Here is a 19,247-nt window from a genome sequence, read left to right on the forward strand (position 1 = left end):
AAAATGAACTCTGCTTGTTTCACTCAAATTGAATAAATGGTAAATTTGCCCACCGATATGAGCCATGCTAAGGCTTTGTTTCCTAGCTAGTTTGTCGCATTTTTATGCACCTAAACTCAACAAAATCTCTATGGAGTGAGAATGAAGTCTCAGCTTGACCTTAATCTGCTTAAGGTATTACCGCTGCTTGATAAGCACCGTCAACTAAAGCCTGTAGCGAAAGAGTTAGGTAAAACGGAAAGTGCAGTGAGTAAGCATCTCGCCAAACTTCGGGAGCAACTTGGTGATCCGCTTTTTGTTCGTGGTGCGTTCGAGTTTGAACCGACCGATTACACCATCAATCTGTTGCCGAAAATTTCGGCGGGTCTCAACCTTATTGGTGAGGCTGTGCAACATGAAGAGTTTGATCCAGCCAGTTACGAAAAGACGATTTCTATCGCTTTGCCTAGCCTTGCTCAATACTTAGTAGGTAAAGACCTACTCCTGGAGTTACTTAGCACCTTTCCAAAAGCGAAAATATCAATTACGACTTGGTCTGATACTTCGATCAATGACATTTTGGATGACAATATCGACTTAGGTATTCAGTACTTCAATGAAGAGCTGACCAAAACCATTTATCAAAACCACCTTGGTAAGTACAAGGCTGCGATTGTTTGCTCTAAGAAATACGCAGAGCGCTCATTAGAAGAAAAGCTCTCTATGCCGTATATCTTGATGGAAATGAAAGGTTGGCGCGATAAAGTGCAAGTTGGCCGAAGAGCCCTACAATCAAATGGCCTAGAAGTGAATAAGATTGCTACAGTAGACAACATTACCTGTCTGTTTGACGTGCTCGAGGAAATTGAATGTGCAACATTGCTCCCTGCAGTTCGTCAGATAACGTCTTGTACTCAGTGTCAAACCACTGTGTTACCTGAAGAGCTGCAGTTAGAGCACCCGCCATCGGTTGTCGCTAACTATAAGCTAGTTAACTACGGTAATCCGATGCACAACATTATTGTTGATATGATTAAGCGGCATCTTTTTTAAGTTCAGACATATCTACATCGACATGCTGCTGAAGTCGAATCAACTCCACAATAGAGTCCACTTTATACTTATCTAAGATACGCGACTTATAAGTACTGATAGTTTTTGAACTTAGAGTCAGGATTTCTGAAATCTGCTTATTGGTATAACCTTTTAACAGGTAATTGAATACGATCGTCTCGCGTTTTGACAGTTTTGTATGTCGACGGGTTGTGTTTGCTTCGTCATTTTTAAATACGCTAAAGCCACGGGTTACGCTAACAATTGCTTCTTTCAACATTGATGTGTTTTCGGCTTTAGTGATGTAGCCGTTCGCGCCAATTTGTTTAGCTGTGTTGGAAAACATTGGATGTTGATTGGCAGAAATAAATAGGATCTTGCCACGGTAGCCGTGTGCTCGTGAGCGTCGAACAAATTCAAAACCGTCAGAGCCTTGAAGGTCAACATCGAGAATGACAAGGTCAATAGGGTGGTTATTAATAATCTGCAAACCAAACGATGAAGATGATGCTTGATAGACTTGGGTACTGACCGATAAATCATGAATGATTTGGCCAATGGCTTCGCGCATGATTGGTTGACTGTCGATAACTAAGGCTTTAGAAATAGGCATATACATTTTCTCCACTGACTAATTTGATTTGAATTATTGATGTATTCGTTGAGCGGGGTGTAATGTAAGGCATAACTGACGGAAAAGGGGGAAAGGCAAATTTTCCAAATCGGAAAATCAGTCAGCAAAAAGTCAACTATGTCAGAGCTTAGTCACTAAGATCATAGTGGTGGAGGATTGATTCTAACGTCCCATCTTGCTTTAGCTTTTCAAGGCTTGTGTTGAAGTCGTCAATGAAATCATCTTTATACGGGTAGCGTTCAGGGGTGACGTTGGTAAAGCCAAGATAGCCTTGTTCACTAGAGACAGACGTGCTCTCTATCACCTTCCAGTCTTTAGGCAAAGACCCTTCTAATATAAGTTGCTTTATTTCCCACAAGATTGAGATACGGTCGTTGATATAGCAATCGACTTTGTCGTTGTGCAAATTAAGAATGTTGTCTCGGTTGCCTTGGGCTTCTTTAATCTGTATTTGGCCTTTTTTTACCGCTTGCCAGAACTCTCTGCCACCTAAAGAAAATGATTCATTGATGCCAATGGTTAAGCCAAAGTAGCTTTTTGGCCATGAAGAGAGTTTTTGGTTAGCAGCCGTTTCGCGAGAACAAAAAACGGATACTTCTTCTTTGATAATGGGGTTTGAGTAAGGAGAGATATAAAGCCGTTGATCTGGATAAAGGTAGGGAGGAAACAACGCAAAGCCTTCGCCAACTTCGAGCAGTTTAAGACCTCGTTTCCACGGCACCAATTGAATCTGAACTTGATAGCGAGGCATGGCCTCAAACACCGCTTGTAATATGTCGACGTAGATTCCTGCAGGCTGGCCGTTGCTCAAATAGCTGTATGGAGGATAGCCACTGTCACCATAGACCACCACCTTTATTGGTGGATGATAAGCAGCACTCATCGTACTGAAAAAAAGACTAATGAAAAGTAACCATCTCAACGCGATTCTACCTTACAAGTATTTTATACTTATTGGTAACTTTAGTTTATTTATCGAAGTATTGAGATTAGACTCTCATCTTTGTGAGTAAATCTACCCAAGGTACGGTATGAGCCAAGACTACGAACAAGGCGAAGAAATAGAGATTGAAGCGATCGGCATCGAGGTGTCTTCACATCCGATCGAGCTCTATAAAGTGTTTAAAATTGCTAACTTAGTCGGTGGCGGCGGTGAAGCTAAACACCTTATTTCTGAGGGTTATGTCGCTGTTAATGGTGAACTAGAAACAAGAAAACGTCGTAAAATGTATGATGGAGATTTCTTCGAGTTTAACCAAGAATATTACGTTGTTGTGTGTGATGCGCCGGTGACAGAGCCGGAAGATAAGCCAGTAAAGCAAGAAAAGAAAGCAGAGAAAAAACCTGCCAAGAAAACTGAAAAGAAGGCGAAATCACCATCAGCTAACCCCTCTAGACAGAAGAAAAATGTTCAACAAGACAAACCTGAGAGCAAGTCAAAGAACAGTAATGGACGTGGCTCGATAGATTTCTTCTAACAGATCATGATTGTTAATAAGGGGCCTTGAGCCCCTTTTTTGTGCCTGTAATTCAAGTAATGGTGCTTTACATTAGAGTGATGAATGTAAAAAACGTAAATGGAAGATGACATAACTACAAATCTAAATGATAATGCATTGCATTTGTAATTATGGAGTCTAACAATGAAAATGTCTGCAGCAGTGCTAGTGACGGGATTACTAGCGTTTGGCGCTCAAGCAAAAATGGTCGAGATTGAACATGCGCAGGGCACAACGAAAGTAGAATCAAACCCTGAACGCGTGGTGGTTATTGGCCTAGGCGCACTTGATACCGTGAAAGCATTTGGTATTGAACCTGTAGCTATTTCTACCGTAAGCATGTTCCCTGATTACCTATCAGAATACCGTGACTACAAGTTTGTTTCGGCAGGCAGCCTACATGAACCAGATTTCGAAACCATCTACACGCAAAAACCGGATCTAATCATTATTGGTACCCGTGCTGCGTCTAAGTTCAAAGAGCTTTCAGAAATTGCACCAACGATTGTTTACGCATCAGACGCCAAGAAGGGTTACTGGGCGAGCACACAAGAACAATGGCGCAACCTAGGTGAAGTGTTCGAAAAGCAAGACTTCGTTGAGAAGAAAATCGAACAACTTGATAGCGAGTTCAAAGCGATCAGTAAGTCGAACCAGCAAAACAACACCGATGCTCTGACTGTAATGAGCGCGGGTGGCAACATTACTACGTTTGGCACACAATCTCGCTTTTCTGCTATTTACAAAGACTTCGGCTTTAAAGAAACCGTCGCAGGTATTAAAGAAAGCCGTCATGGCGATCTAGTATCGTATGAGTTCATTCGCGAGAAAAACCCAGACACGCTACTGATCATCGATAAAGATGTCCTAATCAACAAAGGTAAACCAAGCACAGTAAAACGTGATTTTGAGAACGACCTAGTGAAAGCGACGGATGCTTACCAAAATAAGAAAATGGCTTACTTAGACATTAATGCTTGGTATCTATCAATTTCTGGTATGCGCGCAACAGAACAGATGATTTCAGATGTTAAGTCTGCATCGGCAATAAACTAATACCTATTACAAAAAGAATAAGAAAAGAGCCTCAAGTTAATGCTTGAGGCTTTTGTGCTGAGAGGCAAAGAGTGAAAAAGTTACTTCTGACGCTAGTTTTACTTAGTGTGGCGTCATTGTTTGTTGGTGTCGGGCAGCTTAACCTAACATCCCTTTTAGCAGGTGATTCTGCTAGCTGGCATCTATTATTTACCAGCCGTATTCCACGTCTATTTGCAGTGCTTCTTGCTGGTGCAGGCCTTAGTATTGCAGGTTTGATTATGCAGCAAATCAGTCAGAACAGATTTGCGTCGCCATCCACTTCAGGCACGATCGAATGTGCCATGCTCGGTTACATCATCAGCTTGGTATTGTTTGGTAGTGAGCAGCTATGGCTAGTCTTTGGTGTAGCAATGGCTGGCACATTATTGTTCGTCCAATTCATCAACCGAATTCAATTTAAAAACGCCATTTTTGTACCCTTAGTTGGTATCATTTTCGGTAATGTGGTTGATTCACTCGCCACCTTTATTGCTTACAAATACGACGCGCTGCAAAACCTGTCCAGCTGGACGGTGGCTAATTTCGCCAACCTTCTTCAAGGCGATTATGAATTGCTTTATATCGCGATTCCATTTGCAATATTCAGCTACCTGTATGCTGCTCGTATCTCCGCCGTTGGCCTTGGTAAAGATTTTGCGACCAACTTGGGCTTGAACTACCAACAGGTACTGATCATTGGTGTTCTGCTGGTATCTGTGATGTCCGCGTCTGTGGTGATGATTGTCGGCATGCTGCCGTTTCTTGGTCTAATCGTGCCAAACCTTGTCAGTCACTTCTTCGGTGATAATTTAAGACGCAATATTCCGCTTACGGCGATTCTCGGCGCATTGATTGTACTGTGCTGTGACTTGGCAGGTCGCTTAATCATCTTCCCATATGAGATTCCTATTTCGACCATCATCAGCATCTTGGGCGGCTCTGTGTTTATCTTTTTTATCTTGAAAGGGCAGAAAGATGCAAGATAGAACCAAACTCGTTTTGCTTGCAGTAACGACGATCGTATTTTGCTTTCTGTTCATTGGCATTGACCTTAATGCCGACAACTACCAATACTTTTTGTCACGCCGTGTTCCTAAAGTGCTGGCAATGGTGATTGCAGGCATTGCCATCGGCCAATCTGCACTGGTGTTCCAAACCATCACGCACAACCGCATTTTGACGCCGAGCATTATGGGTTTTGACTCGCTCTATATGTTCACTCAAGTGCTGGTGGTTGTTTTGTTTGGCGGCATGAGCGCCATGGCACTAAACGCATACCTTAACTTTGGTTTGTCTGTGGCGGCAATGTTGGGATTCTCTGTGCTGCTGTTTAGCTTCTATTTCAGAGGAGAGCGACAGAACTTGATGGTGTTGCTGCTTCTAGGGGTTATCCTTGGGCAGTTGTTCTCAAGCATCTCGTCATTCTTCACTATGCTGCTTGATCCTAATGATTTCGCTGCAGTACAAGCGAACATGTTCGCCAGCTTTAATAACGTTAAAGTCGAGCTCGTTTATCTCTGCGCGCCGTTGCTGCTTGGTATCAGCTTTTTGTTATTCCGCTTGCACCGCACGCTCGATGTGTTTTGGTTAGATAAAGACAACGCCACCAGTTTGGGTGTTGACGTAAAGAAAGTGACGCTGCAAGTGCTGATATTGAGCGCGGCTCTTATTGCTGTCTCGACTGCCTTAATTGGTCCAATTATGTTCTTTGGCTTGTTGGTGACCAACCTTGCAAGAGAACTGTTTAAGTCGTTCCAGCATAAGGTATTACTGTTAGGCGTATCTTTATTGTCAGTCGCTTCGTTATTAAGTGGTCAGTGGATCGTCGAAAATCTATTTGGATTCTCAACCACCATCAGTGTCGTGATTAACTTTGTCGGCGGTATTTATTTCTTAACCATGTTGCTGCGCAACAAAATTGTCTAGGTTTCTATGATTTCATTAAAAAGCCTGACCAAAGCGTTTGGTCAATCTAAAGTGGTCGATAGCGCGAGCGCTGAGTTTGAAAAAGGCAAAGTGACCTCAATCATCGGCCCAAATGGTGCAGGGAAAAGTACTCTGCTATCTATGGCGAGTCGCCTAGTCAGTAAAGACAAAGGTGAAGTTTACATCGACTGTAAAGAGCTTAGTGAGTGGGATACCAAAGAGCTCGCTAAACGCCTTGCGGTGCTGCGCCAAGCCAACAACATCACCATGCGATTTACCGTTCGAGAAATGATCGCCTTTGGACGTTTCCCTTATTCACAGGGCAAGCTTAATGATGAAGACAATAAGATCATCAACAAAGCGATTGAATACTTGGACCTAGTAGAGATTCAGCACAAATACCTAGATGAGCTAAGTGGTGGTCAAAGACAGCTTTCGTTTATCGCTATGGTGATGGCGCAAGATACCGACTATGTATTTCTCGATGAGCCGTTAAACAACCTAGATATTAAGCATTCGTTGCAGATTATGCGCAACGTTGGCCGTTTAGCCCATGAGATGAACAAAGCCGTCGTCGTCGTGATTCACGATATTAACTTTGCTGCCTGTTACTCAGATAAGATCATTGCACTTAAGAAAGGGCAGGTAGTGGCGCAAGGTAAAGTGGAAGAAGTGATTCAGTCTGATATTTTAGAAAGTATCTACGAAACGCCGTTTAACATCATCGAAGTCGATGGCAAACGGATGTGTACTTACTACTAATGAAATTAAGGCCTTGAGTTCAATCAAGGCCTTTTTTGATCACTTGGTCAAATCTTCAATGATTGGACACTGGCTACCAGAATCCCCTGGGCAAGCAGAGACCCAGCTTTTGAGCTGAAGCTCTATCTCTTTGAGCTCTTTTATCTTCACTTCCACTTCAGCCAGCTTCTCTTTTGCTTTCGCTTTTACTTCGCTACTTTTACGGTTTGGGTTGGAAGCAAGCTGAACAAACTCTTTACATTCGATCAGTGAAAATCCTGCATTTTTTGCCCGAGAGATAAGGTTAAGCTCTTGGACTTGTTGCTCTGAATATTCACGATAGCCAGCATCACTGCGGCTAGGGGGAGTAATCAAGCCTTTGTCTTCATAAAGGCGAATAGACTTACTCGATAGTCCGGTCAGCTTTGATACAGCGCCGATGTTCATGTGTCGATCCTCAAGCTCAAGTCAAAATAGGGTATAGGGTATAGGGTATAGGGTATAGGGTGCTTAACCACTATTGTAACGAGTTTTGCAGCAATTTAGCTACTAAGAGGTGATTGAAAATAAAAAGCCCACCTCAAAAGAGGTGGGCGGTGCTGAAGTATTCAGCAATTGGGACAGTAATAGCTTATAGGTAGTAACGAGCGCCGATTAACCACTTGTCATCAGTTTGGTTGTTGTTCGCATCGTTTAGGTCAAACTGGTATGCAGTGTAACCAACAAACTTAGGCGTGAAGTTGTACTCAGCTTGGAGTGCTAGCTCTTCACGTGCCGTTTCTTTTTGAGAGAACTTAGTTTCTTTACCTTCAACCATTTCGTAGTTAACGATTAGGTTTAGGCTGTTATCTAGTGCGTATGACGCTAGTGCTTCGTACGCGTTACTTTCAACTAATAGGCCAGAGCTACCGTTGTTCATGTTTTCGTTATCTGCGTAAACACCCGCTAGGTAAAGACCTTTACCGTAAGTACCGTATTTAACAGATACTAGGTGCGACTCAGCAGTGCGCTTTGCAGAACCGAATGTAGTGAAATCACCCGTGTTGTAGGTGTAACCAAGAGTTGCGCCAGCAATTGAGTAGCTAACCGCTGCTTGAATACGGTCATCGTATTTGATGCCTGTTAGGTTATCGTTTTCATCAAGTGTGCGCTCATCGTTCGCACCTTGCCAGCCTAGACCGAAGTTAAATGCGCCAGCGTCACCGAACTCAAAACCGTTACGGTAGCTGATCATCTTATCAGCACGACCCGTGCCTAGAGCACCGTGGTTGTCGTAGATAAAGTCGTTCGCGTAAGCGATAGGCATATCAGCTACACCAGCTACGTCGTAGTATGGTGCCCACTGAGTACCAACAACCGCGCGGCCAAGCTCATCGTGCGTTAGGCCAACGTAGCCTAGACGTGTTGTGAATGCATTGTCGCCACCATCTAGGTAGTTAAGAGCCCATTCACCTTTTGCATCAGCAGTGAAACCATTGCCTAGATCTTGTGTAGCGTTAAAGTTGATACGTGGAGAGTTTGTACCGACATCTGTATCGCCTTGCTCAGAGCCATTTAGGTTTGCTGAAACATGGCCACCGATTGAGAAAGTCGTGCCTTCTTGGTTGTACAGTTCAACAGCGTAAACAGAAGTAGAAAGAGTTGCGATAGCAGCTGCTAAGATCGTTTTTTTCATAATAAAGTCCATATATATGAGCCGACAGGCTTAATTGTCATTCGTGTTTTAACGATGTGGCAGACTCTATATGGATTTTTAACATAAAGGTTACAAAATAACGTAAAACGTTCAAATTGGTGGGAACTTTAAATAAATCAATCAGTTAATTCTGAAATTAATTGTTACATTAGCTTTTTTTATAGTTTTGTCTTTTTACGTATTCTTTTTGTGAATGTGTCGCCTTTATCATAAATAAAATTTTAATAATCAATCATTTAAATTGGAATTGGTAGTGGGTCAATGATAGGGGGAATAAATGCAAACGGTTGCTTTTGGGGAGAATGAAATGTAGTTTTTGTCGCTAGCAATTAAAATGTTAAATAGCTATTGGGCAGCTTTTTTTATTTTGTGTTGAGCAAGTTGCTCATAGTGTTCAGCGTCACGGCTTAGCGTCCAGTTAATGGCCCGCTCTAACGGCAAAGCAGGGCTATAGTAATAACCTTGGACATAATCGCAGCCATAGTCGCGTAAAATGCTGACTACCTCTTCGTGTTCTACACCCTCTGAGATCACGGTGTAACCAAGACCATGAGCAAGAGAAATGGAGTTAGCCACAATTGAGCGGTTTCTCGCGTTTCTCTGCATTTGATATACAAAGGATTGGTCGATCTTGATTTGGTCGACGGGAAGATCTCGCAGTAGTGAAAGTGACGAAAATCCAGTACCAAAATCATCGAGACTTATCCTAAACCCCATTTGTTTCAGTCTTTCTAGTAGGGTTGCGGGGCTTCGTAAGCGGTTAATTGCCGTTGTTTCAGTGATCTCCAATACGACCATATTGACAAAGCTTTTGTTCAAAAACGCCAAGCGACTCAACTGGTTCTCTAGGTTCTTACTCATCAAATCTTTAGCTGACAAATTCACATGTATTGGGCAGTGAATGCCCGCCTTGATTAGCTTCTCTATGTCGCTTGCTACCTTATCTAACATCCACTCAGTGATTGATGTGATCTTGTTGCTTTGCTCAGCAATAGTAATGAAGTCAGAGGGTGTGATTGGCTTTCCGTCTTCATCTAACCAACGCATTAACGCTTCATAGCTACACACAATATCACGCTCTAAACAGATAATTGGCTGATAGAATAATTCAAATTCATTGTTTTCGATCGCTTGATCAATTTGACGAGAAATCTGCAGTTTTCTTAGTGCATCTTGACTCATATGCGATGAGAAGTTCGCCACCTCATTTCCGTTTGTTTTGGCCCAATACATAGCGACATCAGCGGCATTAATGATCTGATCAACGCTGGTCCCATGTTTTGGGTACGAGCCGATGCCGACGATAACGCTACTGGTTAGCTCGAAACCATCAATCGAAAAGGGCCTTTTGAGCGATTGGTTTATTTTATTAGCAACGTCAAATGCATGATCCAATGATTGATTAGGCATAACGACAACGAACTCGTCCCCGCCAATGCGGGCAATAAAGTCACCTTTAATGAGGTGCGCTCTAGCGCGATGCCCTATTTGAATCAGCAACTGATCACCGCAAAAATGGCCCATACCGTCGTTAACTTGCTTAAAGTTGACCACATCGAGCAGCATTAGTTGGAAAGGAACATCGTCTTCGACCAAAAAGTTGACCGTTTCGATACAGTGCTTGCGATTGGGTAGGGCTGTTAATGGGTCATGCAGAGCATTGTGCTTTTCTTCTTGGGCGAGCATATGCAATTGTTGAATGGTGCTCAGGCTAAACTTAGTGACCATGAAGACAAAGATGCTGCCTGAAAACAGAATCGTCGATAGACCAAATAAAATAGCGTCGACAGTTTTATCGATCAGCAGTGAACCTAAAACCAGAGAGTAACCGAGGATGAAACAGGCAATCAGCAGACTCAGCAATCTCCACCCAGTATGTTGGGTTTGAGCGCATATTTTTTTTGCTTGTGCTAACCCAGAAACAAGAAAAATAATGCCGATGATAATGAGCATGACCGCGAGTATAAACAAAGAAATATCCAGTAACAGTATATTGTTTTGTTAAATTGTAGTTAGGCCGACATGAATATCAAGTGCAAAAGGTATTCATAGCTTAAATCTTAGTCACCAAATCTCTGTTTATAAAGATGTCATTAATTTTTGAGGCCGAATTAAATCAACAATTGCGTCAGATCAACAAAAATTATTTATATTGTTGAATCTTTCAAATATAAGTTGAAAGATTCAAAAAATATTGAATAATGGGTCAAACAATACAATAGAAGCACTACGCTTCATCAAATTGCTCTGAAACAGGAACATACCCATGTCGAATTCGTTTGTGCTGGTCATTAACTCTGGTAGCTCATCATTAAAGTTTGCAGTGATTGACTCTGCGTCTGGTGACGCGATTGTCAGTGGCTTAGGTGAGTGCTTTGGTTTACCAGAAGCCGTGATCAGCTGGAAGTATAATGGTGAGAAAACTGAAGAAGCTGTCAATGCTCCAGACAATCATCACCAACATGCTATCAATCGAATCGTAGCATTGATGGAAACGTTAGGTTTCACAAAAGATTTAGTTGCCGTGGGTCATCGTATCGTACACGGTGGTGAGAAGTTCACTTCTACCGTACGAATTAGTGATGAAGTACTAGCAGAAATTGAAAACTTGTCTGATTTGGCACCGCTCCACAACCCAGCAGGCGCTAAAGGTATTCAAGCTGCTATGCAAGCTTTCCCAAGCCTACCTCAATTCGCTGTATTTGATACTGCATTCCACCAAACAATGCCGCAAAAAGCATTCACAGGTGCGATTTCAAATGAGCTTTATAAAGAGTACGGGATCCGTCGATACGGTTTCCACGGCACTAGCCACTATTTCGTAAGCCGTGAAGCTGCGAAGATGCTAAACAAACCAGTTGAAGAAGCGAGCTTCATCTCTGTTCACCTAGGTAATGGCGCATCAGTATGTGCGATTGAAAATGGTGAGTCTGTTGATACCTCTATGGGCTTCACGCCGCTAGCGGGTCTAATGATGGGTACGCGTTCTGGTGACCTTGACCCAGGTGTTATCGAGTTCCTAATCAAAAAAGGTTGGACGACAGAGCAAGTATTCGAAACGCTGAACAAGAAGTCAGGTTTCCTAGGTGTTTCTGGCCTAACGTCAGACGCTCGTGGCATTCTAGAAGCAATGGAAAATGGTCACGAAGGTGCGAAACTCGCATTTGAAGTGTTTACCTACCGCGTAGCGAAGTACATTGGTTCTTACCTAATTCCACTTAGCAACCTAGACGCAATTATCTTTACTGGTGGTATTGGTGAAAACTCACTACCTATTCGCCGTGAAATCTTAAACAACCTAAAACTTCTAGGTTTTGTTGAAGACGAGAAGGGCAACGAAGACGCACGCTTTGGTAACGCAGGTATCATCGCGAAGTCACAAATTCTTGATGCAGTAGCGATGGTTATTCCAACCAACGAAGAGTTCGTTATTGCACAGCAATCAGTCGAGCTACTGTAACAGCTCAAACAGGAACATAAGTCAATTTAAGGCGAACCATCTGGTTCGCCTTTTTTATTAAGTTAAGCGACAATCCGGCGTCCATTCACAAGTTCACTTTCTTCTGGTACCTCAAATTTAGGCTCCATAAAGTTGAACATCATCTCCGTTACTTCGAAAGAGTATACGGTAGGATCTTTTTCAACATTTCGTTTAGCGACTCTCTGTCTTCGTGTCTCTGTAAGCGCATCGAGGTAATGAATTTCAGCGTTGATGCCTAAACTTAATGCCTTATTTACAAAGATGTCCCTCTGCGACTTAGTTGTAAAACCCAGATCAAGCACGACATTTCCGCCGAATGATAGAATTTGTTCACTGACTTCCCAAATCTGCTCATAACAACGATTTACACGTTCCATCATCCATGAGAAATCAAGTGAGACCATATCTTTCGCAAACAGTGTCTGCATCCAAGGGTCTATTGAAAATTTCACTGCTTTGATCTTGTCGCACAAATCCATCGAGTACGTCGTCTTACCAGCCCCTGTAGGCCCACACACTAGAATTAACCTAGCCACTTTAAACTCCTTTTTAATTTACCCATGAGTGTTACGTAAGCTATCAAATACAACTGAACAGGTGATGCTCGTTATCGTTCCCATTGTGATGGAACAACGGCTGCTTGGTTGCCTAACTTAACGACTTTTCCACCGTGTTGGTTAGAGTAGCCAGTTGCTTCGGTTGCATTGGAGAACCAAAGAACAGGGTAACCAGCATCACGTAACTCAATACTGTTGGGCAGAATTGAACCTTCGGGAGCTGTAACGATTTGTTGTTTAAAGTCAGCCCAACAACTTGCGCCATTTTCGGCAGCCAGCATCTGCAACAAATGCTTACGTTGGATAATCGAAGCATTCTTCTTAAGTTCAACCAACGAGATATTGGTTAGCACGTTTGAATTGAGTAAACGTCTAAGAACAGGCAAAGCGTCAGACAGTGACGTTGACTGGGTGAGTTTTTGTAAGACCTTTGCTTCTCGAAGCCAAAGTTGAAGATCGGGGTTATTTTGATGGCACATATCGTCCTCCTTTTACTCAACCTACTCGCTGTCGGTGATGGGATGATATGCAAGTGAAATGCTTGCTATAAATTTTTTAATCGTTGGTACTATCGTTTTTGCGAGGTAGGCATCCAACCGGCCTTGCTAAAGGCTACTACTCTTTGCGCGGTATAGCAACATAGCTGGAAGAATAGCCCCCGGTAGTTCAAACAATCGGAAAGGGTTGTATGGCATGTTTCGCTGCTCTCAACCCCATTTGATATCCAGCATCGAGCTTGTCTTTGTTCGTTGTTAGCCTTCCCACGGCAAAGTTATCTTCTGGGGCTATAATGTGAACAGTACAGTCGTGAGGAGGGTTATTAATAAACTCTAAAGTGTCGTTGTATTGCTTGGCTCGATTGATCATCGCATCAGCAAGATGAGGCGTGTTTTTCATCAGTCGACGTATTAACCAAGTAGCCTTTGGCGGTCGCTTCATATAGCCTGGTTTTTGCGACAGGATAACGGTGATTTCCTTTGCGCCTCGCTTGTAGGCTTCCATCACGGGAATCGAATCTGCGACACCTCCGTCGATCAATGTTTTTCCTTCAACATTGATGGGAGTGCGATAAGCCATAGGCAGTGAGCATGACGCTTTTAGAATCATCTCTAAATTATTTTCATGCCCTAGGGTATAAACGGGTTCACCCGTCGAGATATCGGTTGTAACGATGTGAAAGGGAATAGGCTGCTTGGCAAAGGCTTGCATATCATAAGGGTTGTGCAGTGCTATGTAATCCCATAACCAGTCTAGATCGAGCCAGTGACCACCTTTGGCAAAACGACGGAAGTTAATGAATTCAGGACGGCAGGAATAGTCAGCGATGATGGTATAGGTTCGACCTCGTTGGTTAGAAAGCCAAGAGGCGATATTGGTCGAACCCGCAGAGACGCCAATACAAAAATCAAAAGGATTGTAGTCGTGATCGATAAAGCCATCTAAAACGCCAGCTGCAAATATCCCTCGCATTGCACCACCTTCAACGACTAAGGCATGCTTCGTTTTTTGTGTCATGTGAAGTCCGTTCCCTGCATATTCCTTGGTCAAAGTAACAGAATTGGAATAAGAACTCTATTGCAAGCTGAGCGGCTTATATTGATTTCAACTTACTGAATAATTTTCAGTCCAAGCGGGTAACAAAGGTTTGCTCGTCATCGACAAAAGCAACAAAGCCGCCGTGATAGATAAACACTCGACCACGTCCTTCAATCAAGCAGGCAAGCTGTGGGTTCAAATCTTCTTCGTTATCCGGGCTTTCAAATGTGCCAGTATCGGTGATTACGCCACTAAGTGGAGGCAAATATCCATAAGTGCGCTTGGCTTGGTCAATCAGGCTCAATTCGCTGGTGGTAGAGAAGCAAGAAGGGATCCTACCTGCGTCTTCGATAAATATAGGTTTCAGTTCTTCAAAAGCGGTAATGACCAGCCAGTCGATGCCGTTAACGTGATGGATAAACATAGGGTATCTCGATATTTCTGATGCGGAGATTCTAACACTATCAAGTGCAGAACGTAGTAGAAATTTAGTAGCTAAACGCTAATCGATTGGTGAGCTTTAGTGATGATCCAACAAGTCAAAATCACATACGTGGTGATGGAAATTACCACACTCATTGCAATCATTTTTGTACTGTTTATCTTTGATGGCTAGGAACACTTTGGCATCGATAAACAGTTTGACTAAATCGCCATTGAGCTGTCCTTTCTCTGCCTCATTAAAAAGAATTTTAAACGCAATATCGTCGGGAAGAGCGTTTTTGTACGGCCTGTCAGAGGCTGTGAGCGCATCATAAATGTCACATACCGTCATAATTTGTGAAGCCAAGGGGATCTGTTGACCAGCTAAGCCTTTGGGGTAGCCACTTCCATCAATTTTTTCATGATGAGCGCCCGCAATATGAGGGATATCCTGCAAGTCTTGAGTCCAAGGGATCTGCTTTAGGAAGGTTTCGGTATGAACGACATGAGAGCGTATTTCATCCATCTCGCTTGGCGTCAGGCTTCCTTTAGGGATAGATAGAGCAAGCAACTCATCTTCATTGATCAAAGGAGTAAGCAATCCATTTTCATCGATTGCGTGATAAGCATGGATCTCTTTTAGGGTGTCAGAGGCTGACTCGGGCAGCACGGAAGGTTCATTGGCTTGCAAGATATCGAGCCAGAACTGCTCCAGTTGAGATATTTGCTGCTGGATATTCTCTTGTTGCCTAAGCGCTGATTGCGAATTTGAGCCAGGCGCTTGGCTAAATAACTTGAGTTCTATCTCTGCTCGCTGACGAAGCAAACTTTGCTGGGTAAGGCGAATGCGATATTTGATTACATCGAGCTGATGATCAGTGAGTTTTTTCGCCTTGGTCAATACTGACTCTTTTACACCCACTTTGCCAAAGTCATGCAATAACGCAGCATATTTGAGCTGACGTAGATCTTTATTATTGATGCGCTGATGACGATATTGTTTAAGGTTGGAGTTATTCAAGCAGTTCGCTAAGGCAACAGAGAGGTCAGCGACACGAAACGAGTGACCACTGGTTGTCGGGTCTCGCTGCTCGATTGCCGTAACGGAAGCTTGGACGAACCCCTCAAATAGACGGCGTATGCTCTCAATCAAGCGCCTGTTCTCAATCGCAATCGCAGACTGACTCGCTAACGCACGTAGCAAAGGGCAAATCTCTTTATCGAACGGGATGACATTGTCTTTGGTCACCGAGTGAGAAGAGAGGTGCACACCAGCTTGCTTGGTATGATTAATAAACTGCAATACGCCAATGATTTCTTGATGGTAATTGAATATAGGTATTGCTAGCAGCGACTGACAACGATACCCAGTCGCATGGTCAAAAACTGGGTTAAATCGATAGGGTTTGTCTTGGATGTCATAAACATCTTCGATATTCACTTCGTGACCATGAATCGCCACATAGCCGGAGATACTACTGTCATTAAGGTCGAAGCGTTTTTCTTCAAAATCAAACTCAATAGAGGCGTTCTGAGTAAGTTTTAAAACTAACTGACGATGGTCTTTATCGTGATCATCAAGCAAAAAGAGTGAGGCTGCATCACACACAGCGAGCTTTCGTCCTTCATCCAAAATCCGATTGAGTAGAGCCGTCAGGTTTTTTTCCGCTGACAGTGCAATACCAATTTCGGTCAGTCGACTTAAGCTATTCGATTTATTGCTCAGGAGCTGTTTTAACTCCTTTTGTTGCTCTCGTTGAGTATGTATTAATAGTGCGGATTCGATATGTTTTAGGGTGATTCTTTTCGTGAATCCTGTTGGTACATAAAGGTCGGCTTCAACCTCAAGGTGCTGCTCAGCAATAACGATTAAACCTTGATTCTCGCGCCACTGGTTAATGGTGGCTATGCTCACAACTTCAAGCAATTGTTGATCTAATATCAGTAACGTGGGGGATAGGTTGAGGATCTCTTGCTCGTTACTCACTTCGACGCAACGTAATTGGCGTTGATTCAACTCCTCCGACATCACTGTTGTGGCAAACGAGCGGCCATGTGCTATCGACAGCTTTCCAAGTGAATACGTATCGTCGGTTAACTTCATCACAACTCCCTTTTGAACTTCTTTAGAATAGTTCAGTTTTCACGAAATGACTCTGCCGCACAGAGCTGTGGTGATTAGGGATTAGCGCAAAGTTCGCTAGATCTAGATAACCTGATAAACCTGCGTCGGTTCATTAAATCCTTTGAACATCTTCTTACCAAACTCGCGAAACTGGAACTGACTGTTTGAGCAGCTTTGTTTAACCAGTTCGACAACCAATATTTGATCAGACTCTGTGGCATCACACACTCTAGAAGCCATTTGAACCGCACTGCCAAATAGGTCGTTGTTCTCTTCGACCGGTTCGCCCGCACTTAAACCGATACGAACATGCATACTTTGCTCTGGCTTATTCTGGTTATGTTCTTTAAACGCATCTTGAATACTTTTCGCACATTTAACTGCTTCATCTGCTGAAGTAAAAGAGACCATGAAGCCATCGCCAGTATGTTTAATTTCACGGCCTTCATGCGCCTTAATTGCCTCACGAGTAATGACATTATGAATACGTAATAGGTGCATAGATTTCTTATCGCCCAACTCAGTAGTCATAGCGGTAGACCCCGCTAGATCAGTAAACATGATGATACGAAACGCGCTATCGATTTCCGTTGTTTCATGGGGCTCTGAAGGGACCGGATCTGCAATCCGTCCTAAGAATAACTTAACAATATCGCCATCGACGGGGATGATCTCTCCGGGAATATCACCGTGTGCTTCTTGATGGACTTTCCGTATGACAGATTCGTCTTCAGCTTCGACCAAGCAAAAGGTAGTGCCGCGCATTTCATCAAACCAGTAGGTGACAAATTTGACGCCATATTTGTCTTGAATATCCAAGTCCTTTTTATGTGCTAATTCAATGGCTTCTCGGGTGGGATTCTCTGAAAAATGACGATCCATAAATAGAGGCATAATGATGAACTCTCGACGCGAAGTGTTGAATTAACCATAGCACACGCCACTTTTTTGTGATGATTATGCCCGCGGGATAGCACTGCGCAATATCGTTCAATACTGTTAATCCCATTCTCTTTATCTTGATAGGTCTGAGATCGCATCTTACAAGGAGAGGGTATGAATAGCGTATTTTTAGCAATGGTGATTTTCGCGTTTGTTGGCGCCGTCACTCCTGGTCCCGTCAACCTAATCGCCACTTCTACGGCAGCGCAATTTGGTAAATCCACCGCTGCTAAGCATGTTATCGGTGCATCGGTTGCTTACGCGCTGGTGGTGTTTATTACAGGTAATACGCTGAACAGCCTCGTTGAATGGTTACCAAGAATTGAGTTGGCGATGCAGCTTGTTGGCAGCGCCTTTCTCAGCTATTTAGCCTACAAGATTTATACCGCGCCATTTGGTCGACTAGAAACGGAAGATAGTCGTCATTCTAGCTGGCTGAGCGGCGCATTGGTTCAGCTACTAAACCCCAAGGCTTGGTTGGTTGCCATGTCTGGCGTCAGCCTTTATGTGGTAGGGCAAAGTGAGCAGCAAGCTTGGTTATGGATGTACACATTAATCTCACTTATCGCATGCCTAATCGGTGTCGGACTATGGGCTGTGGTTGGAACGATGTTTACCAGCCAACTTCAAGAGCAAAGAAAACAACTGTTCTTTAATCGTTCAATGGCTATTATATTGTTAGCCTCAGTGCTAATGATTTGGCTTTGACAAGGAATGTCATAATGAAAAGAGATAACAGCGCGAGCTTTAAGCAAAACCTAGTTCTACCTTGGATTGAACTAAGAGTCGCCAATCGAAGTAGCGCCTGTTATGACGCCCATTCCCATGATGAGTTCTCTTTTGGTGTTATTCTCCAAGGTGCTGCAGACTATAAAAATCGCAATAAGTCCCATCGAATCAGCGTGGGAGATTTGGTCACGATTAACCCTTCCGATGTGCATTCATGTAACCCTGCAGCGGGCCTATGGTCCTATAGTATGTTGTTTGTGAACGCGACAAAAATGGGCCAATTACAGCGCGATATTTTGCGTGAGAACAACCAGCAGATGCCGATGGATTACCAAGCATTTAATAGTGACTTTGAGCGCAACGATGTGTTAAAAGCGCAATATCTGACTCTGTTTGATGCCTTGGAAAGTGAGCAATCTAGCTTAAACATTGAAACTTGCTTGTACAGCTTCGTTGAATCAACTTTTCAAATCACCAGCCCAACAAATCGATATAAGCATGTCGAGCCGATCAAACGCATTCGAGAAAAGCTGCTTGATGAAGTAGCAGAACACCATGAGTTAGAAAACCTAGCAGCAGAAGCGGGGATGAGCCGTTACCAGTTGCTGCGCGCATTCAAAAACCAATACGGATTGCCGCCATACGCCTACTTGATGGATGAAAAGATCAAGCGCTCGAAAGTGATGCTTAAAGCGGGGGAATCTCTATCAGATGTGGCGCATAGTCTAGGTTTTTCTGATCAAGCGCACTTTCAACGCCAGTTCAAAAAGCGCTTGGCGGTGACGCCGAAGTATTATCAGTCGCACTTTGTTGGTGCTTAGTACAATTGAACTAGTTGGTCGTGTTACT

General features: G+C 43.3%; 20 protein-coding genes. 9 read left to right on the top strand and 11 right to left on the bottom strand.

Annotation, left to right across the window (positions count from 1 at the left end):
- Positions 1 to 141 precede the first annotated feature (141 nt).
- On the top strand, positions 142 to 1,032 hold the full coding sequence (locus tag ACHUFZ_RS04580; RefSeq protein ID WP_394126090.1) for a LysR family transcriptional regulator: 891 nt from the start codon (positions 142 to 144) through the stop codon (positions 1,030 to 1,032).
- Here the strand turns inward: ACHUFZ_RS04580 and ACHUFZ_RS04585 are convergent.
- Positions 1,013 to 1,645, bottom strand: coding sequence for a response regulator (locus tag ACHUFZ_RS04585; RefSeq protein WP_394126091.1), 633 nt, complete (start codon positions 1,643 to 1,645; stop codon positions 1,013 to 1,015). The genes ACHUFZ_RS04580 and ACHUFZ_RS04585 overlap by 20 nt on opposite strands.
- 148 nt (positions 1,646 to 1,793) lie before the next feature.
- Positions 1,794 to 2,549, bottom strand: a complete 756-nt coding sequence (locus tag ACHUFZ_RS04590; protein WP_394126092.1) for a substrate-binding periplasmic protein — start codon at positions 2,547 to 2,549, stop codon at positions 1,794 to 1,796.
- A gap of 148 nt (positions 2,550 to 2,697) precedes the next feature.
- On the opposite strand from ACHUFZ_RS04590, the gene ACHUFZ_RS04595 reads away from it, so the two are divergent.
- From ACHUFZ_RS04595 to vctC, 5 genes are all read left to right on the top strand, one after another.
- A complete protein-coding gene (locus tag ACHUFZ_RS04595; protein ID WP_394126093.1) occupies positions 2,698 to 3,144 on the top strand; it encodes an RNA-binding S4 domain-containing protein in 447 nt (148 codons plus the stop codon).
- A gap of 165 nt (positions 3,145 to 3,309) precedes the next feature.
- Positions 3,310 to 4,221: a siderophore ABC transporter substrate-binding protein gene (locus ACHUFZ_RS04600; protein WP_394126094.1), complete on the top strand. Its 912-nt coding sequence runs from the start codon at positions 3,310 to 3,312 to the stop codon at positions 4,219 to 4,221.
- A gap of 71 nt (positions 4,222 to 4,292) precedes the next feature.
- Positions 4,293 to 5,228 (top strand): iron chelate uptake ABC transporter permease subunit VctD, encoded by a 936-nt coding sequence (vctD, locus tag ACHUFZ_RS04605; RefSeq protein ID WP_394126095.1) that lies wholly within the window; start codon positions 4,293 to 4,295, stop codon positions 5,226 to 5,228.
- Positions 5,218 to 6,168, top strand: coding sequence for an iron chelate uptake ABC transporter permease subunit VctG (gene vctG / locus ACHUFZ_RS04610; protein ID WP_394126096.1), 951 nt, complete (start codon positions 5,218 to 5,220; stop codon positions 6,166 to 6,168). Before vctD ends, vctG begins: the two co-directional genes overlap by 11 nt.
- Before the next feature lie 6 nt (positions 6,169 to 6,174).
- Positions 6,175 to 6,930, top strand: a complete 756-nt coding sequence (gene vctC, locus ACHUFZ_RS04615; protein WP_394126097.1) for an iron chelate ABC transporter ATP-binding protein VctC — start codon at positions 6,175 to 6,177, stop codon at positions 6,928 to 6,930.
- Between the two features lie 39 nt (positions 6,931 to 6,969).
- Here the strand turns inward: vctC and cueR are convergent, their stop codons facing one another.
- The 3 genes from cueR to ACHUFZ_RS04630 all read right to left on the bottom strand — a co-directional run bounded on the left by cueR (position 6,970) and on the right by ACHUFZ_RS04630 (position 10,576).
- Positions 6,970 to 7,356, bottom strand: a complete 387-nt coding sequence (gene cueR, locus ACHUFZ_RS04620; protein ID WP_394126098.1) for a Cu(I)-responsive transcriptional regulator — start codon at positions 7,354 to 7,356, stop codon at positions 6,970 to 6,972.
- Positions 7,357 to 7,540: 184 nt separating this feature from the next.
- On the bottom strand, positions 7,541 to 8,584 hold the full coding sequence (locus tag ACHUFZ_RS04625; protein WP_394126099.1) for a porin: 1,044 nt from the start codon (positions 8,582 to 8,584) through the stop codon (positions 7,541 to 7,543).
- 366 nt (positions 8,585 to 8,950) lie between these two features.
- A complete protein-coding gene (locus ACHUFZ_RS04630; RefSeq protein ID WP_394126100.1) occupies positions 8,951 to 10,576 on the bottom strand; it encodes a putative bifunctional diguanylate cyclase/phosphodiesterase in 1,626 nt (541 codons plus the stop codon).
- Between the two features lie 295 nt (positions 10,577 to 10,871).
- Between ACHUFZ_RS04630 and ACHUFZ_RS04635 the strand changes: the two genes are divergently transcribed.
- Positions 10,872 to 12,065, top strand: a complete 1,194-nt coding sequence (locus tag ACHUFZ_RS04635; RefSeq protein ID WP_394126101.1) for an acetate/propionate family kinase — start codon at positions 10,872 to 10,874, stop codon at positions 12,063 to 12,065.
- Positions 12,066 to 12,127: 62 nt separating this feature from the next.
- Here ACHUFZ_RS04635 and ACHUFZ_RS04640 read toward each other — a convergent pair whose 3' ends face one another.
- The 6 genes from ACHUFZ_RS04640 to ACHUFZ_RS04665 all read right to left on the bottom strand — a co-directional run bounded on the left by ACHUFZ_RS04640 (position 12,128) and on the right by ACHUFZ_RS04665 (position 17,621).
- A complete protein-coding gene (locus ACHUFZ_RS04640; protein ID WP_394126102.1) occupies positions 12,128 to 12,622 on the bottom strand; it encodes a P-loop nucleotide/nucleoside kinase family protein in 495 nt (164 codons plus the stop codon).
- Positions 12,623 to 12,693: 71 nt separating this feature from the next.
- A complete protein-coding gene (locus tag ACHUFZ_RS04645) occupies positions 12,694 to 13,122 on the bottom strand; it encodes a hypothetical protein (RefSeq protein WP_394126103.1) in 429 nt (142 codons plus the stop codon).
- Between the two features lie 187 nt (positions 13,123 to 13,309).
- The gene (locus tag ACHUFZ_RS04650) at positions 13,310 to 14,158 is read right to left on the bottom strand and encodes a patatin-like phospholipase family protein (RefSeq protein ID WP_394126104.1); all 849 of its coding nucleotides are present in this window, start codon (positions 14,156 to 14,158) and stop codon (positions 13,310 to 13,312) included.
- 106 nt (positions 14,159 to 14,264) lie between these two features.
- On the bottom strand, positions 14,265 to 14,603 hold the full coding sequence (locus ACHUFZ_RS04655; RefSeq protein ID WP_394126105.1) for a cytosolic protein: 339 nt from the start codon (positions 14,601 to 14,603) through the stop codon (positions 14,265 to 14,267).
- A gap of 96 nt (positions 14,604 to 14,699) precedes the next feature.
- Positions 14,700 to 16,706 (bottom strand): HD domain-containing phosphohydrolase, encoded by a 2,007-nt coding sequence (locus ACHUFZ_RS04660; protein ID WP_394126106.1) that lies wholly within the window; start codon positions 16,704 to 16,706, stop codon positions 14,700 to 14,702.
- Positions 16,707 to 16,808: 102 nt separating this feature from the next.
- A complete protein-coding gene (locus ACHUFZ_RS04665; protein ID WP_394126107.1) occupies positions 16,809 to 17,621 on the bottom strand; it encodes a nickel-binding protein in 813 nt (270 codons plus the stop codon).
- A 162-nt stretch (positions 17,622 to 17,783) separates the two neighbouring features.
- Here ACHUFZ_RS04665 and ACHUFZ_RS04670 point away from each other — a divergent pair, with 162 nt between their 5' ends.
- Both ACHUFZ_RS04670 and ACHUFZ_RS04675 read left to right on the top strand, forming a co-directional pair.
- Positions 17,784 to 18,377, top strand: coding sequence for a LysE family translocator (locus ACHUFZ_RS04670; protein ID WP_394126108.1), 594 nt, complete (start codon positions 17,784 to 17,786; stop codon positions 18,375 to 18,377).
- 14 nt (positions 18,378 to 18,391) lie between these two features.
- Positions 18,392 to 19,219: an AraC family transcriptional regulator gene (locus ACHUFZ_RS04675; protein WP_394126109.1), complete on the top strand. Its 828-nt coding sequence runs from the start codon at positions 18,392 to 18,394 to the stop codon at positions 19,217 to 19,219.
- Positions 19,220 to 19,247 lie beyond the last annotated feature (28 nt).

This window comes from Vibrio hepatarius (assembly GCF_043642085.1).
In the GTDB taxonomy this organism is placed as follows: Bacteria; Pseudomonadota; Gammaproteobacteria; order Enterobacterales; family Vibrionaceae; genus Vibrio; species Vibrio hepatarius_C.